This is a genomic window from Microbacterium sp. TPU 3598 (assembly GCF_002356155.1).
GTDB classification, from domain to species: domain Bacteria; phylum Actinomycetota; class Actinomycetes; order Actinomycetales; family Microbacteriaceae; genus Microbacterium; species Microbacterium maritypicum_A.
In genome coordinates, this window is record NZ_AP017975.1 from 2710707 (window position 1) to 2725574 (window position 14868).

13 protein-coding genes are annotated in these 14868 nt (G+C 67.3%); 7 read left to right on the forward strand and 6 right to left on the reverse strand.

Annotated elements, in window-relative coordinates; translation table 11 throughout:
* Positions 1-8 precede the first annotated feature (8 nt).
* Positions 9-1751: a DUF4304 domain-containing protein gene (locus MST3598_RS12815; RefSeq protein WP_029259574.1), complete on the reverse strand. Its 1743-nt coding sequence runs from the start codon at positions 1749-1751 to the stop codon at positions 9-11.
* A gap of 127 nt (positions 1752-1878) precedes the next feature.
* On the opposite strand from MST3598_RS12815, the gene MST3598_RS12820 reads away from it, so the two are divergent.
* Positions 1879-2889 carry a hypothetical protein gene (locus MST3598_RS12820; protein WP_029267126.1) on the forward strand — a complete coding sequence of 337 codons (1011 nt, stop codon included), beginning with the start codon at positions 1879-1881 and terminating at the stop codon, positions 2887-2889.
* A 66-nt stretch (positions 2890-2955) separates the two neighbouring features.
* On the opposite strand, the gene nrdF is transcribed toward MST3598_RS12820, so the two are convergent.
* Genes nrdF through nrdH form a run of 4 tightly spaced genes read right to left on the reverse strand, consistent with a single transcriptional unit; the run spans position 2956 to position 6803 of the window.
* Positions 2956-3933, reverse strand: coding sequence for a class 1b ribonucleoside-diphosphate reductase subunit beta (gene nrdF, locus MST3598_RS12825; protein WP_017828866.1), 978 nt, complete (start codon positions 3931-3933; stop codon positions 2956-2958).
* 54 nt (positions 3934-3987) lie between these two features.
* Positions 3988-6132, reverse strand: coding sequence for a class 1b ribonucleoside-diphosphate reductase subunit alpha (nrdE, locus tag MST3598_RS12830; protein WP_021199955.1), 2145 nt, complete (start codon positions 6130-6132; stop codon positions 3988-3990).
* Positions 6129-6563, reverse strand: coding sequence for a class Ib ribonucleoside-diphosphate reductase assembly flavoprotein NrdI (gene nrdI / locus MST3598_RS12835; protein WP_021199956.1), 435 nt, complete (start codon positions 6561-6563; stop codon positions 6129-6131). The genes nrdE and nrdI overlap by 4 nt, the downstream gene beginning before the upstream one ends.
* Before the next feature lie 6 nt (positions 6564-6569).
* Entirely contained in the window at positions 6570-6803 is a 234-nt protein-coding gene (nrdH, locus tag MST3598_RS12840; RefSeq protein ID WP_017828869.1) for a glutaredoxin-like protein NrdH, read from the reverse strand.
* Between the two features lie 436 nt (positions 6804-7239).
* Here nrdH and MST3598_RS12845 point away from each other — a divergent pair, with 436 nt between their 5' ends.
* From MST3598_RS12845 to MST3598_RS12870, 6 genes are all read left to right on the forward strand, one after another.
* Positions 7240-8403: an MFS transporter gene (locus MST3598_RS12845; protein WP_021199957.1), complete on the forward strand. Its 1164-nt coding sequence runs from the start codon at positions 7240-7242 to the stop codon at positions 8401-8403.
* Positions 8400-9320 carry a sugar kinase gene (locus MST3598_RS12850; RefSeq protein ID WP_029259570.1) on the forward strand — a complete coding sequence of 307 codons (921 nt, stop codon included), beginning with the start codon at positions 8400-8402 and terminating at the stop codon, positions 9318-9320. The genes MST3598_RS12845 and MST3598_RS12850 overlap by 4 nt, the downstream gene beginning before the upstream one ends.
* 53 nt (positions 9321-9373) lie before the next feature.
* On the forward strand, positions 9374-10132 hold the full coding sequence (locus tag MST3598_RS12855; protein WP_021199959.1) for an alpha/beta fold hydrolase: 759 nt from the start codon (positions 9374-9376) through the stop codon (positions 10130-10132).
* On the forward strand, positions 10129-11286 hold the full coding sequence (locus MST3598_RS12860; protein ID WP_029259569.1) for an acyl-CoA dehydrogenase family protein: 1158 nt from the start codon (positions 10129-10131) through the stop codon (positions 11284-11286). Before MST3598_RS12855 ends, MST3598_RS12860 begins: the two co-directional genes overlap by 4 nt.
* An 83-nt stretch (positions 11287-11369) precedes the next feature.
* Entirely contained in the window at positions 11370-11837 is a 468-nt protein-coding gene (locus MST3598_RS12865; protein WP_029259568.1) for an Lrp/AsnC family transcriptional regulator, read from the forward strand.
* A complete protein-coding gene (locus MST3598_RS12870) occupies positions 11834-13228 on the forward strand; it encodes an aspartate aminotransferase family protein (protein WP_021199962.1) in 1395 nt (464 codons plus the stop codon). Before MST3598_RS12865 ends, MST3598_RS12870 begins: the two co-directional genes overlap by 4 nt.
* A gap of 31 nt (positions 13229-13259) precedes the next feature.
* On the opposite strand, the gene MST3598_RS12875 is transcribed toward MST3598_RS12870, so the two are convergent.
* On the reverse strand, positions 13260-14801 hold the full coding sequence (locus tag MST3598_RS12875; RefSeq protein WP_231494454.1) for a PucR family transcriptional regulator: 1542 nt from the start codon (positions 14799-14801) through the stop codon (positions 13260-13262).
* Between the last annotated feature and the right edge of the window lie 67 nt (positions 14802-14868).

Consider the following 14868-nt stretch of genomic DNA (forward strand, 5'->3'; position numbering starts at 1 on the left):
AGATGATGCTACGACGCAGGGAGGGCGGCGACGCGCGTCCGCCAGTAGTCGATCTCGGATTTCGTGGCATGGTGACTGAGGGGATCGACCTGCCGGTCGGCCGCGCCGAGCCAGCTCTCCGCTGCGGCACGGTCCCCGTCGATGCAGGCGAGCGCTCCGAGCAGAACACCCGATTGCGCGGGCCTCCTGCGCAAGGACACGGAGTAGTCCGTGTCGCGGAACCTCGGATCCCCGCGGTCGACGACCGGCGGCAGACCCACCCCGTGCAGCAGCAGCTCGAAGAGCGCGGTGCGGTCGCCGCAGCGCTGGAGGAACGGGATGATCTCCGTGCGCACGCGCTCGGCGAGCAGGTCGAGCACGTCGTCGTCAGCGAACCATCCGGTGTCGGACACGAGCAGGTCGAGCTCGAAGGGCTTCACCCGCTTCGGGTCCCGCTGCGTCGCCGGGCCGCCTTCGGGATGCAGCCCTTCGAACAGCACCCCGTACTGCACGCTCATGTACAGGTCGCTGGAGTAGAAATCGACGACCTCCACGCGTGCATCCACCCACCGGCGCCAGGTGCGGCCCGATTTACGGAAGCCCAGCTCGCGCATAGTGCCGTTCACGTGCTCTTCCAGCATGCGGTCGACCTCTCCGCGCAGGAGCTTCGGGATGGGACTCGCCTTCGCCCGCACGGCGGCGGCCTTCTCCTTCTTGAGCTCGGCGTCGCGCTTCCCCGCGCGCGCAACGGCCTCCGGCCCCAGTGCGGCACCGATCCGCTTCAGAAGGTCGCGGCGGGAGATGTCGTCGAGAAGGGCCTCCAGTTCGGCCAGGTCGCCGTCGGCGGAGCGCTGCGCGAGCGTGTCGACGGCAGCGCTGGCCACACGGAGCGCCAGAGACTCCGTGGAAGGAGGGCGGGTCTCGGCGCCCTGCCGCACCAGGGCACCCAGCACCGCTGCGGGCACCTCGGTCACGTCCATCGAGCGTGCGGCGATGACGGCGGCCCGCACCAGGTCTTCGTTAGAGGGCGCGTAGAGATGACCGTCTTCGGCGACTTCCGTCTCCCGTGCCGCACGAACCCATTCCCCGACGAGAGCGCGAGCAGCGTCGGGACGCAGCACCTCCTGCAGCTGTCGCTGCCAGGTCTGGGACGGGGTCTTGTGACCGAGCACCGCGAGGTGGCGGATCAGGGGCTCGACATCGTCGACCGGGTGCGCGCGGGCCAGCTGCCGGGCTCGCTCCGCCCACTCGTCACCGTCGTGGACGGCCGTCAGGTCGAGGACTCCGGGTGGGAGGAAAGAGGCCAGCAGCCGGTTGGCCGTCTTGAGGTCTTTGTCGACGTTCCAACGGGTCGCGATCCGCCCGTGCATCAGGCCGGCAAGGTGGATCGCGCAGGCGTCGAGTGCCTCGTACAAGGCGGTATCGACGTAACCGTCAGCCATCGCCTTCTCCGCGCCCCGCAGAGCCGGTCCGCAGATGTAATTCATGCAATCGACCTTCAATGCGGCCTGCAGCGCGAACACGGCCGTGTCGGAGTCCCAGGGCAGGGTCTTCCGCGGCAGGAAGCGCACGATGTCGTCTTCAGCGGACCGGAATCGCCAGCCGTTCACACGTCTGGGGCTCACGTCCATGACGAGCAGCAGCGCCACGAGCTGACCACGTGGTGACAGCGTCGCGACGTCGACCCGCTCGGGCCAGTCGTTCATGCCGACACCGATGCGGTCGAGGGTCGCCTCCATCTCGTGGAGGAGCATCTCGCGCGTCAGGGGCATGGCTCTGCAAGGCGGCTTCTGTGCGTGCGCATTCCCGAATTCTATGGGTGGCCCATGACAGACGCCGATCACCTCAGGAGCCGCAGTTGCCGATGCGGTCGTCTCGAGGCGGGTGTAGGTTGCGGAGATGGAGCCGATCCGAGTGGGTCTCGTGGCTGACCCGGCTTCGCCCACGGCCGTCGCGCGTCGGATGACCGACCTCACACCCCCGGTCTCGTCTGAGGCCGGGGGCTGGATCGTCGAACTCGTGAGCGAGCCGTTCACCGTCGGTTCTGAAGACGTGGACACCGCCCTCGAACGCCTTCGCGCGCACGCCGAGCAGAACCGGTGGGACCTCGTCGTCGGCGTCACCGAGCTTCCTCTTCGTGATGACGACGGCCGTTACCTGCTGGCGGCGATCGATCCGCGACGCCAGTCCGCGGTGCTGTCACTGCCCGCTCTGGGCGGCTACCGCGTGCAGGCCCGCGCCCGCCACGCGGTGCGAGGACTCGTCAGCGGCATGGCGGAACCCGCCTCGCCCCGGGAACAGCGTCTGCCGCTTCCCCGCATCAGCGCCCGGGGACGCGTACTTCTGGGCATGGTGTTGGCGAACCGTCCGTGGCTGCTCGCCGCTGGGCTCAAGTCCGCCCTGGTGGCGGCCCTGGCTACCGGGGCGGTGGCGACCATCGAGCCCACGGTGTGGTCGCTCGCCATCTCGCTGTCCGGCTGGCGACTGACTGCGGCGACGCTGGCCTCCATCACGATCATCATCGCCTGGATCGTGATCGACGGCAGGCTCTGGGACCGCCCCGACAACGACTCGCCACAGGCGCGAGAGAGATCCCGTCTCTACAACACTTCGACGCTGCTGACTCTGACCATCGGCATCATCATCTGCTATCTGGCGTTGTACGTCGTGAACCTGGCCTGGGCGCTGTTCGTCCTCGACACGACGGTGATGAGCGATGCCCTCGGCCGTGCCGTCGGCGTCGAGGATCTGTTCGTGCTCACCTGGTTCGTCGCGTCGGCCGCGACACTCGGCGGAGCTTTGGGGACGGGGTTGGAATCCGACGATGCGATCCGCGCCGCCACGTACTCGAAGCGCGAGGAGGAGCGACGAGCCCGCTTGGCCCACGAGAAGAGCCGCGGAATCGAGTGATTCCGCGGCTCTTCCACCCGGTAGACCTTCGCTGGTGCACGAAGTTCAGAGAGTCTCCAAGACTTCTCAGAAGTCCCAGTCGTCGTCTTCGGTGGCCTCGGCCTTGCCGATGACGTACGACGAGCCCGACCCCGAGAAGAAGTCGTGGTTCTCGTCGGCGTTCGGCGAGAGTGCCGACAGGATCGCCGGGTTCACGTTCGTGACGCTGGAGGGGAACATCGCCTCGTAGCCCAGGTTCATGAGGGCCTTGTTGGCGTTGTAGTGCAGGAACTTCTTCACGTCTTCGGTCAGACCGACACCGTCGTAGAGGTCCTGCGTGTACTGCACCTCGTTGTCGTAGAGCTCGTACATGAGCGAGAACGTGTAGTCCTTGAGCTCATCGCGGCGCTCCTGGGTCTCGTTCTCGAGGCCCTTCTGGAACTTGTAGCCGATGTAGTACCCGTGCACGGCCTCGTCGCGGATGATGAGGCGGATCAGGTCGGCCGTGTTCGTCAGCTTCGCCTTCGAGGACCAATAGATCGGCAGGTAGAAGCCCGAGTAGAAGAGGAACGACTCCAGAAGGGTGGAGGCCACCTTGCGCTTGAGCGGGTCGTCGCCCTGGTAGTAGTCCATGATGATCTGAGCCTTCTTCTGAAGGTTCGGGTTCTCGGTGGACCAGCGGAACGCCTCGTCGATCTCCTTCGTCGACGCGAGGGTCGAGAAGATCGAGGAGTAGCTCTTCGCGTGCACCGACTCCATGAACGCGATGTTCGTGTATACGGCCTCTTCGTGAGGGGTGATCGCGTCGGGGATCAGCGACACCGCGCCCACGGTGCCCTGGATCGTGTCGAGCAACGTGAGACCGGTGAACACCCGCATGGTGAGCAGCTGCTCGTCGGGGGTGAGCGTGTTCCACGACTGCACGTCGTTCGACAGCGGCACCTTCTCGGGCAGCCAGAAGTTGTTCACCAGACGGTTCCAGACCTCGAGGTCCTTGTCGTCCTGGATGCGGTTCCAGTTGATCGCCTGCACGCTGGAGACCAGCTTGAGTCTTTCAGGAGTCATTTCTTCGTCGTTTCTCGGGTTTCAGCCGCGTTCTCGGGTCGACAGGTTGTCAGGTCAGAGCATGCACGAGACGCACTCGGCCATGTCGGTGCCCTCGAGCGCCAGCTGACGCAGACGGATGTAGTAGATCGTCTTGATGCCCTTGCGCCATGCGTAGATCTGCGCCTTGTTGATGTCACGCGTGGTGGCGGTGTCCTTGAAGAACAGGGTCAGCGACAGACCCTGGTCGACGTGCTGCGTGGCGGCCGCGTAGGTGTCGATGACCTTCTCGTAGCCGATCTCGTACGCGTCCTGGTAGTACTCCAGGTTGTCGTTCGTCATGAACGCCGCCGGGTAGTAGACGCGACCGAGCTTGCCTTCCTTGCGGATCTCGATCTTCGACGCGATCGGGTGGATCGACGACGTGGAGTTGTTGATGTACGAGATCGAGCCGGTCGGCGGGACGGCCTGCAGGTTCTGGTTGTAGATGCCGTGCTTCTGGATCGACGCCTTCAGCTCGGCCCAGTCGTCCTGGGTCGGGATGTGCTTGCCGGCGAAGAGCTCCTTGACCTTCTCGGTCGCGGGAACCCACGCCTGGTCGATGTACTTGTCGAAGAACTCCCCCGACGCATACTTCGAGTCCTCGAACCCGTCGAACGTCGTGCCCCGCTCGATCGCGAGGTTGTTGGACGCCCGCAGGGCGTGGAACAGCACCGTGTAGAAGTAGATGTTCGTGAAGTCGATGCCCTCTTCGGAGCCGTAGTACACATGCTCGCGGGCAAGGTATCCGTGCAGGTTCATCTGGCCGAGGCCGATCGCGTGCGAGCGGTCGTTGCCGTCCTCGATCGACCGCACCGAGCCGATGTGGCTCTGGTCGCTCACCGCGGTGAGGGCGCGGATCGCCGTCTCGACGGTCTGCCCCAGGTCATCGGCATCCATCGACAGCGCGATGTTCATCGAGCCGAGGTTGCAGGAGATGTCCTTGCCGATGTTGTCGTACGACAGGTCGTCGTTGTAGGTGGTCGGCGTGTTCACCTGCAGGATCTCGCTGCAGAGGTTGGACATGTTGATCCGACCCTTGATCGGGTTGGCCTTGTTCACCGTGTCTTCGAACATGACGTACGGGTAGCCGGACTCGAACTGGATCTCGGCGACGGTCTGGAAGAACTCGCGCGCGTTGATCTTGGTCTTCTTGATGCGCGGGTCGTCGACCATCTCGCGGTACTTCTCGGTGACCGAGATGTCGCCGAACGGAACGCCGTAGACCTTCTCGACGTCGTACGGCGAGAACAGGTACATGTCCTCGTCGTTCTTGGCGAGTTCGAACGTGATGTCCGGAACCACGACGCCCAGCGACAGCGTCTTGATGCGGATCTTCTCATCGGCGTTCTCGCGCTTGGTGTCGAGGAAGCGCATGATGTCGGGGTGGTGGGCGTTGAGGTACACCGCACCGGCGCCCTGACGCGCACCGAGCTGGTTGGCGTAGCTGAAGCTGTCTTCGAGGAGCTTCATCACGGGGATGATGCCGGAGGACTGGTTCTCGATCTGCTTGATCGGCGCACCCGACTCGCGGATGTTCGACAGCAGCAGGGCGACGCCGCCGCCGCGCTTGGAGAGCTGCAGGGCCGAGTTGATGCCGCGGGCGATCGACTCCATGTTGTCTTCGATGCGCAGCAGGAAGCAGCTGACGAGTTCGCCGCGCTGCGCCTTGCCGGCGTTGAGGAATGTCGGGGTGGCCGGCTGGAAGCGACCGGAGATGATCTCCTCGACGAGCGCGACCGCGAGCTTCTCATCGCCGTCGGCGAGGCCGAGGGCGGTCATCACGACGCGGTCCTCGAAGCGCTCGAGGTAGCGCTTGCCGTCGAACGTCTTCAGCGTGTAGCTCGTGTAGTACTTGAACGCGCCGAGGAACGTCTCGAAACGGAACTTCTTGCCGTAGGCGAGGTCGTTGAGCTTCTGGATGAACTCCATCGAGTACTTCTCGATGACGGCGCCCTCGTAGTACTCCTTCTCCACGAGGTAGTCCAGACGCTCCTTGAGCGAGTGGAAGAACACCGTGTTCTGGTTCACGTGCTGCAGGAAGTACTCCCGCGCGGCGCGCTTGTCGGCGTCGAACTGGATCTTCCCGTTCGCGTCGTACAGGTTGAGCATCGCGTTGAGGGCGTGATAGTCGAGACCCTCGTAAGAGGGGTTCGCCTTGAATGCCACTGTCTCGGTCACTGAAGCTGCCACCGTCGTTCCAATCCGTCGCTCACGCGATCCACATCGTCTTGTGTGCCGAAGATCTCGAGCCGATACAAGTGAGGCACGTTGCACTTGCGGCTGATGATGTCACCGGCGAGGCAGAAGGCGTCGCCGAAGTTGGTGTTGCCCGCGGAGATCACGCCGCGGATGTGGCGCCGGTTGCGCTCATCGTTGAGGAACCGGATCACCTGTTTCGGAACTGCGCCTTTCTCGACGCCGCGTCCCGCTCCCCCGCCGTAGGTGGGGGTGACCAGCACGAAGGGCTCGTCGATGACGAGGTCTTCTTCGTGTCGGTGGAGGGGGATGCGTCGGGACGGGAGTCCGAGCTTCTCGATGAACCGCGCGGTGTTACCCGAGACGCTCGAGAAGTAGATCAGGAGCGGCGCTGCGGTCGCGACGGCGCTCATGCGGCGTCACGCCAGACGGGAGGCGAGTTCGTCGATCTTGTCGGGACGGAAACCCGACCAGTGACCCTCGTCGGTGACGACGACGGGTGCCTGCATGTAGCCGAGCGCCTTGACCTGCTCGAGCGCCGTCGGGTCTTCCGACAGGTCGAGGATCTCGTACTCGATGCCCTTGGCATCGAGGGCACGGTAGGTGGCGTTGCACTGAACGCAGGAAGGCTTTGTGTAGACCGTGATCGACATCTTTTTCGTAACCCCTCAAATCTCTGGCCCGCTTCTCATCAGGCTGTTTCCCGGTAGACCCCCTGCCGGGACTTCAATACTACATATGGGGACCGACATTGGGGGCGACCACAAGGGGTAGTAGTTACATCCGTGTAGTTATCCACCGTTCTCTACAGATACAACACAGGTTCTCCACCGTTTCTTCCACAGGCCGAGCCCTCGTCCGGAGGCACTCGAACCGCGTGAAATCGCGGCTGAGAAGCCCCTGTGAGCGATCCATCCACAGGGGGGACGTTACGACGCCCCACTGACATTCGGATTCCTGTGGAAATCGACCTTCGGCGTGTCGCGGGCGTGTCGCGGATCGACCTCTTCGGCGGCCGACCCCGCGGCCCGGTACCGTGGTCTGGTGGCGGGATATCGGGATCTTCTTCGCACGCCGGGAGTGGCGCGCATGATCGCTGCTCAGCTGACCGCGCGCTTCCCCAACGGAATGATGTCGCTGGCGATCCTGCTGCACGTCGAGCAGCAGACCGGATCGTACGGATCGGCAGGCCTGGTCCTCGCCGCGACCAGTGTGGGCCAGGCGATCGCCGGTCCCATCACGAGCCGCTGGATGGGCGTCTGGGGCATGCGACGCGTGCTCACGCTCACACTGTCGGTGTGCGTCGTGGCGGTGCTGTGCCTCGCACTGCTGCCGCTCGAGGTACCGGGCTACATGGCTCTCGGCATGGTCGCCGGACTCTCCACCCCGCCCGTCCAGGCCGCGGTGCGCACCATCTATCCGAAGCTCGTCAACTCCTCGAACCTCACGCCGCTGTTCTCCCTCGACGCCTCGCTGCAGGAGATCATCTGGGTGCTGGCCCCCGTCGTGATCACGCTCGTCTCGACCCAGATCGGCACGCCGGAGGGCCTGCTGCTGGTGGCGATCATCCTCGTCGGCGGCGGCGCCTGGTTCATCCTCTCCCCCGAGGTCGGACGAGTCCGCATCCCCCGGAGCCGCAACGCTCTGGGCACGGTCGTGCTCAAGCCTCCCGTGCTGCTGGCGACCGTGATCGGCTTCCTCCTGATCGGAGCCTGTGCGGCTGTGGAGGTGGGAGTCGTCGCGACGTTCGAGCACGGAAGCCTCGCGGCCGGTCTCGTGCTCGCCGTGTTCTCGGCGGGAAGCCTCGCCGGCGGTCTGGCCTTCGGTCACATCCCCATCGGGCCGTGGGCCATGGCGCGCCGTCTGCTGATCGTCACGATCGGCCTCGGCCTGACGATGGTCATGCTCAACGTGTTCTGGCTCGGCGGCACCCTGATCCTCGCCGGCATCGGCATCGCTCCGGCTCTCGCCGTGCTCTTCGCGATCACCTCGGCCAGCGTGAAGTTCAGCGAGACCGCTGAGGCCTTCGGCTGGGCCGGCACCGGCCAACTCATCGGCGCCGCCGCCGGATCCGCGGTCGCCGGCTTCCTCGTCGATGTCGGCGACTGGCGCGGCGCCTACCTCGCCGCCACGATCTTCGCCGCGGTGGGACTGCTCGTGGCCGTCGTCTTCGTCCGTTCCTTCCCCGATCTGCGTCACCGCGACGCGAGCCCGCATCCCGACACCGAACCCCTGGCGGTCACCCCCTCATGAGCTCCCTCATCTCTTCGACCTCTGCCCCCGAGATCGTCTGCATCGGCGAGACCATGGCGCTGATCACTCCGACGGATGCCCCGCTCGCCGACGCCGCGCAGGCGTCGATCGGCCTGGCCGGCGCCGAGTCCAACGTGGCCGCCGGCGTCGCCTCCTCCGGACACCGCGTCGCCTGGGCGTCGCGCCTGGGCGCCGACCCGCTCGGCGACAGGGTCGCCTCAGAGCTCGAGCGGCGCGGTGTGGAGTTGTGGGTCGAGCGCGACGATGCCGCGCCCACCGGCGTGATGTTCAAGGATCCGGGCGCCGAATCCTCCTCCGTCTACTACTACCGTCGGGGATCCGCTGCCTCCCGCATGGAGCCGGGGTTCCTGACCGCGCGGCGTCTCGACGGGGTGCGGATCGTGCACACCACCGGGATCACCCCCGCGCTGTCCGCGTCGTGCCGCGAGACGGTCGACCAGCTCTTCTCCGACGCCCGCACCGCGGGAGCCCTCGTGTCGTTCGACGTGAACGACCGGCGTCCGCTGTGGAGCAGGGAGGATGCCGCAGAGACGCTCGCCCGCCTGGCCGACACCGCGGACATCTCCTTCGTCGGCCGAGACGAGGCCGAGCGCATCTGGGGCACCGCGACACCCGCCGAGGTCCGCACCTTCCTCCCGAACTGCGCGCTGCTGGTCGTCAAGGACGGCGATGTCGGCGCCACCGCCTTCCACGGCGACGACGAGCCGATCTTCGTGCCCGCTCCCGTGGTCGACGTCGTCGAGCCGGTCGGCGCGGGAGATGCGTTCGCATCCGGCTTCCTGGCGGCGACCCTCGACGGAGCCGACCTCGCCGCGCGCCTCTCCGCCGGCCACGCGGCCGCGGAGCGCGTGCTGACGATCGCCGCCGACCTCCCACCGCTGGTGCCGCTCGCCTGACGCGGCTCGGGTGATCCCGGCCGCCTGAACACCACCGGTCGTAGGCTGGTGCCATGCCCGCCCCGCTCACCCTGCCCCGTATCTCGTGGGGCTCCCCGTCGGCATCCCGTCGCGCTCTCCTCGTCCACGGTCTCGGTTCCTCAGGAGCACTGATGTGGCGTCTCGGAGACGCTCTCGCCGCAGCGGGATGGCACGCGACCGCCGTCGACCTGCGGGGTCACGGCGATGCACCGCGCGCTCTCGACTACTCGGTGGCCGCGTACGGTGCCGATCTCGCCGCCACCCTCCCGGACGGCGGCGGCGCGTGGGACGCGGTCATCGGCCATTCGCTCGGCGGCGCATCCAGCACGGTCGCGGCGGCATCGACCCCGGAATGGACTCGACGGCTGGTGCTGATCGACCCCGCGATCCATGTGGGCGGGCGCGATGCGGCGATCGTGCGACGGAGCCAGGAGCGCGCATTCGCCGACACCCGCCTCGAAGTGGTGCAGGCGGAGCATCCGCACTGGCATCCGCAGGATCAGGAGCTCAAGGTCGACGCGGTGCTGCGTGCGAGCGCGTGGGCGGTGGAGCAGACCAGTACCCAGAATCAGCCCTGGGATGTGCGGGCCGAGGCTGCGCGTCTGACCGTGCCCACGCATGTGATCGGCGCCGACCCCGCGGTTTACAGCATCTTCACGGGCGAGCTCGCCGACGAGGTCCTCGCGGCGAACCCCTTGATCACCCTCTCCGTCGTCGAGGGTGCAGGACACTCCCTGCACCGCGACCGCCCGGAGGAATCCGTCCGTCAGCTTCTGGAGGCTCTGGCATGACATTCGACCCTGCGACGCTCCTGCCCGACGACCTTCTCGAGCGCATCCGCGAGCGCGCACCGATCCACGACCGCGAGAACACCTTCCCCCAGCAGGACCTCGACGAGTTGCGCGCGGCCGGCTACCTGTCGATCCTGGTGCCGAAGGAGCGCGGAGGGGCGGGGCTCGGACTCGCCGAGGCCGCCATCCTGCAGCAGCGTCTCGCCGGTGCCGCGCCGGCGACGGCGCTGGCCATCAACATGCATCTCGTGTGGACCGGCGTGGCGAAGGTCTTCTCCGACAGAGGCGTCGCCGGCCTCGAGTTCGTGCAGGACGGCGCTGCGGCAGGCGAGGTCTTCGCCTTCGGCATCAGCGAGGGCGGCAACGACCTGGTGCTGTTCGGCAGCGACACCGCGGCCGTGCCCGACGGCGACGGCGGCTACGCGTTCACCGGGACCAAGATCTTCACCTCCCTCGCTCCGGTCTGGACGCGGCTGGGGCTGCACGGCCTCGACACCACCAGCCCCTACGGGCCGAAGCTCGTGTTCGCCTTCGTGGAGCGGACGCACGCCGTCACGACGTCCGACGACTGGGACACCCTCGGCATGCGGGGCACGCAGAGCCGCACCACCCGGCTGAACGGCGCCGTGGCCGATGCCGCGCACGTGGTGCGGCGCATCGACCCCGGGCCCAGCCCCGACCCGATCGTGTTCGGCATCTTCTCGGTCTTCGAGATCCTGCTCGCGTCCGTCTACACGGGCATCGCCCGGCGAGCGCTCGAGCTCGCCGTGACGACGGCGCAGAAGCGGCACTCGAAGAAGACCGGCCTCGCCTACAGCCAGGACCCCGACATCCGCTGGCGCATCGCCGACATGGCCATCGCCTACGACGCCCTGCCGCCGCAGATCGCCTCCCTCGCCCGTGATGTGGACGACGGCGTCGATCACGGCGCGCGCTGGTTCCCGCAGCTCTCCGGCGTCAAGCACCGGGCGATCACGATGGCCAAGCACGTCGTCGACGAGGCGATGCTCGTTGCCGGTGGCGGGTCGTACTTCTCGGCCAACGAGCTGTCGCGTCTCTACCGCGACGTGCTGGCCGGGGCGTTCCACCCCTCCGACCCCGAATCCGCGCACTCGACGGCGGCGAGCGCCTGGCTGGGTCCGCTCGAGATCTGAATTTCCTGCCGATTCCGCTGGACGAATCGCCAGATTCTGCGAAATCGGTTGCCGAGCGCATTGCGGAGTGCGAAGATCGCACCATGAGTCCGGCGAAGAAGCACCCTTCCCTCGATGCGGTCTCGAAGACGATCGTCGAGCTGCTCCAAGAGGACGGCCGTCGTTCGTATTCGGAGATCGGCCGCACCGTCGGGATGAGCGAAGCCGCGGTGCGCCAGAGGGTGCAGCGGCTCACCGAGTCGGGTGTGATGCAGATCGTCGCCGTCACCGACCCGATGCAGCTGGGCTTCCACCGCCAGGCCATGATCGGCGTCCGCGTGTCCGGCGACGCGCGCCGTGTCGCCGAGGCCATCGCCGCGATCGAGTCCGTCGACTACGTGGTCATCACGGTCGGCTCGTTCGACGTCCTCGCCGAGGTCGTCTGCGAGGACGACGACGACCTGCTCGCGATGATCAACGACGTCATCCGCCCGATCGATGGCGTCCTCTCCACCGAAACCTTCATCTACGCCAAGCTGCAGAAGCAGCTCTACAACTGGGGGACCAGATGAGCACCGCACGCACCATCCCTTCCGAGTCCGCACTGCAGACGATGGCGAAGGACCATCTCTGGATGCACTTCACCCGGCAGTCGACGATGGCGGAGTCGGGTGTGCCCATCATCGTCAAGGGAGACGGGCATCGTATCTGGGATGCCAAGGGCAAGGAGTACTTCGACGGCCTGGCCGGACTCTTCGTCGTGAACGCCGGCCACGGTCGGCGTCGGCTGGCCGAGGCCGCGGCGGCGCAGGCCTCCGAGCTGGCTTTCTTCCCCCTCTGGTCGTATGCGCACCCGGCAGCGATCGAGCTGGCCGACCGTCTCGCCGACGAGGCGCCGGGCGACCTCAACAAGGTCTTCTTCTCCACCGGGGGCGGCGAGGCGGTCGAGACCGCATTCAAGCTCGCGAAGCACTACTGGAAGCTGCAGGGCAAGCCCGCCAAGCACAAGGTGATCTCGCGCGCCGTCGCGTATCACGGCACCCCGCAGGGCGCGCTGGCGATCACGGGCATCCCGGCGATGAAGTCGATGTTCGAGCCCGTCACCCCCGGCGGCTTCCGCGTGCCCAACACCAACTTCTACCGCGCGGCCGAGATGGGTGGACCCGCCGACGACCTCGAGGCGTTCGGACGCTGGGCGGCCGACCGCATCGAGGAGATGATCCTCTTCGAAGGCGCTGACACCGTGGCCGCCGTGTTCCTCGAGCCGGTGCAGAACTCCGGCGGATGCTTCCCGCCCCCTCCCGGCTACTTCGCCCGCGTCCGCGAGATCTGCGACCGCCACGACGTGCTGCTCGTCTCGGACGAGGTCATCTGCGCCTTCGGCCGCCTCGGTCACACCTTCGCGTGCACGGGCCTGGGCTACGTGCCCGACATGATCACGTGCGCCAAGGGCATGACGAGCGGCTACTCCCCCATCGGCGCGACCATCGTCAGCGACCGTATCTACGAGCCCTTCTCGAAGGGCGATCTGTCCTTCCCGCACGGCTACACGTTCGGCGGACACCCGGTGTCGGCCGCTGTCGCTCTGGAGAACCTGGCGATCTTCGACGAGGAGGGGCTGAACGCGCACGTGCGCGAGAATTCCCCGCTGTTCCGCACCGAGCTCGAGAAGCTGCTCGACCTGCCGCTGGTGGGCGACGTGCGGGGCGACGGCTACTTCTTCGGCATCGAGCTCGTGAAGGACAAGTCGACCAAGGAGACCTTCGACGACGACGAGTCCGAGCGGCTGCTGCGCGGCTTCCTCTCCCCCGCCCTGTTCGAGGCCGGTCTGTATTGCCGTGCCGACGACCGCGGCGACCCCGTGATCCAGCTCGCGCCGCCGCTCACCGTCGGGCCTTCGGAATTCCGCGAGATCGAGCAGATCCTGCGCGACGTGCTGACACGCGCGCAGTCGGTGCTCTGACCCTCGCGCGCACCGATCGGGCGGATACGGGTCAGGCCACCGGCACCGCGCTCCGCTTCGCCAGCAGCGCGAGGTGGAGCGCGGCGAGCGTCTCCCCGTCGTCGAGGTCGACGTCGAGCAGATCACCGATCAGGGTGAGCCGCTGGTAGAAGACGGATCTCGAGAGGTGGCTCGCGGCCGCCGCCGCGGAGCGATTACCGGGGTGGGTGACGAGCGCCGCGAGCACGTCGAGCAGATCTCCGCGCCGCTCCTGGTCGTACGCCACGACCGGGGCGAGCATCCGCTCGCTGTGCGCGAGCAGGCGCTGATCGTCGCGCAGCGAGGCGATGAAGCGCTCGAGCGGACGGTCGTCGACGCGTCGCACGCGCGGGCCGGATTCGGAGCGGTCGCTCGCCGCGAGGTCTCTCGCCGCGCGCAACGAAGCGAGCAGCCCCAGGACATCTTCGGCGGGAGGGCCGACGAAGACCGTGCGCGCGGGCCCCGCGATGCGCACGGCGAGAGCATCGGTGAGCGGGGCGGACTCAGGGAGCGACAGCAGGGCGACGTCGTCCTCTCCCACGCGTGCGGCGACCACGGCGGCCCCGGCCTGCCGAGCCCGGTAGGCGAGCTCGGCCGCCGACTCCGCCCCGCGGGCGACGATGCCGTGGCAGTGCCGACCCGAAAGAGCGAACCCGCCCGAAGCCAGACGGGCGGCGATGTCGGCCGGGTTCGCGAACCGCGCGCCGAGCAGATCGTCGATGATGCCCCGCTGCGCGAGCAGCGACCACTCGGTGTCGCCCCCGTCCGCCAGGCAGCCGAAGGCCAGTGCCGTCGCCCCCTGTTCGAGCACCGTGTGCCGGCCCGCCGGGTGCACGGGGCCCGGAAGGGCGAGCAGGGTTCCCCACCGCACCCCCCGCGCCTGCACCGGGATGCGATCGGCCGCGTCGAGCTGTCCGAGCGCCTGCGCGACCGGCGTGCGCAGGGTCTCGAGCGCGATCACCTCGTGCGCGAGGTTCTCCAACACGACGGGCGCGCCGAGCGCTCTCGCGGTCTCGGCGACGACGACGTCGGCCGGAGCGCCCTGCAGGCTCAGCGCAGTGAAGAGCTCGTGCAGGCGCTGGCGTTCGTGCAGCGCATCCGTCTGAGCGGCGATGAGCGATCTGTGCACCGACTCCGTCACCGCGACGAACTTGATCTCGCTGGTCAGGGCGATCAGGGCGAGACCGACGTCCCGGCACACCTCGGTCACGGCATCGGGGATCTGCGATTGGCCGGACCCGAGCTCCACGACGATGCCCGCGATCCCCGCACGGTGCAGGGCTCTCGCGAAGTCGCGCAGCTCGTCCGGAGCCGTCGGCCATCCCGCCCCGGTGCTGAGCAGCAGCTCGCCGCCGTCGAGCAGTCGGGCGACTCCTGCGCTGTCGGAGACATGCACCCAGCGCACGTCGGCATCGAGAGCGGCGCCGCCCACGACCACGTCCGGTGCGCCCGCCTGCAGCACAGAATCGGCGAGAACGTCGGCCACCGTGAGCACACCCCCTGCCCGACTCGGACGATCTGTCCGATGCGGGCTCAAGTCCTGACGTTCTGACACCACTCGACGCTCTTCCGCTCTGTGATCATTGAGGAACATCAGCGTATCGAACGTTCAGTCAGAGTGT

What these genes read in the sequence shown, in the direction of transcription:
- MST3598_RS12820 (WP_029267126.1), top strand. Translation starts at nt 1,879, where the DNA reads ATGGAGCCGATCCGAGTGGGTCTCGTGGCTGACCCGGCTTCGCCCACG.
- nrdH (WP_017828869.1), bottom strand. Translation starts at nt 6,803, where the DNA reads ATGTCGATCACGGTCTACACAAAGCCTTCCTGCGTTCAGTGCAACGCC.
- nrdI (WP_021199956.1), bottom strand. Translation starts at nt 6,563, where the DNA reads ATGAGCGCCGTCGCGACCGCAGCGCCGCTCCTGATCTACTTCTCGAGC.
- MST3598_RS12815 (WP_029259574.1), bottom strand. Translation starts at nt 1,751, where the DNA reads ATGCCCCTGACGCGCGAGATGCTCCTCCACGAGATGGAGGCGACCCTC.
- MST3598_RS12870 (WP_021199962.1), top strand. Translation starts at nt 11,834, where the DNA reads ATGAGCACCGCACGCACCATCCCTTCCGAGTCCGCACTGCAGACGATG.
- MST3598_RS12860 (WP_029259569.1), top strand. Translation starts at nt 10,129, where the DNA reads ATGACATTCGACCCTGCGACGCTCCTGCCCGACGACCTTCTCGAGCGC.
- MST3598_RS12855 (WP_021199959.1), top strand. Translation starts at nt 9,374, where the DNA reads ATGCCCGCCCCGCTCACCCTGCCCCGTATCTCGTGGGGCTCCCCGTCG.
- MST3598_RS12850 (WP_029259570.1), top strand. Translation starts at nt 8,400, where the DNA reads ATGAGCTCCCTCATCTCTTCGACCTCTGCCCCCGAGATCGTCTGCATC.
- MST3598_RS12845 (WP_021199957.1), top strand. Translation starts at nt 7,240, where the DNA reads ATGATCGCTGCTCAGCTGACCGCGCGCTTCCCCAACGGAATGATGTCG.
- MST3598_RS12865 (WP_029259568.1), top strand. Translation starts at nt 11,370, where the DNA reads ATGAGTCCGGCGAAGAAGCACCCTTCCCTCGATGCGGTCTCGAAGACG.
- nrdF (WP_017828866.1), bottom strand. Translation starts at nt 3,933, where the DNA reads ATGACTCCTGAAAGACTCAAGCTGGTCTCCAGCGTGCAGGCGATCAAC.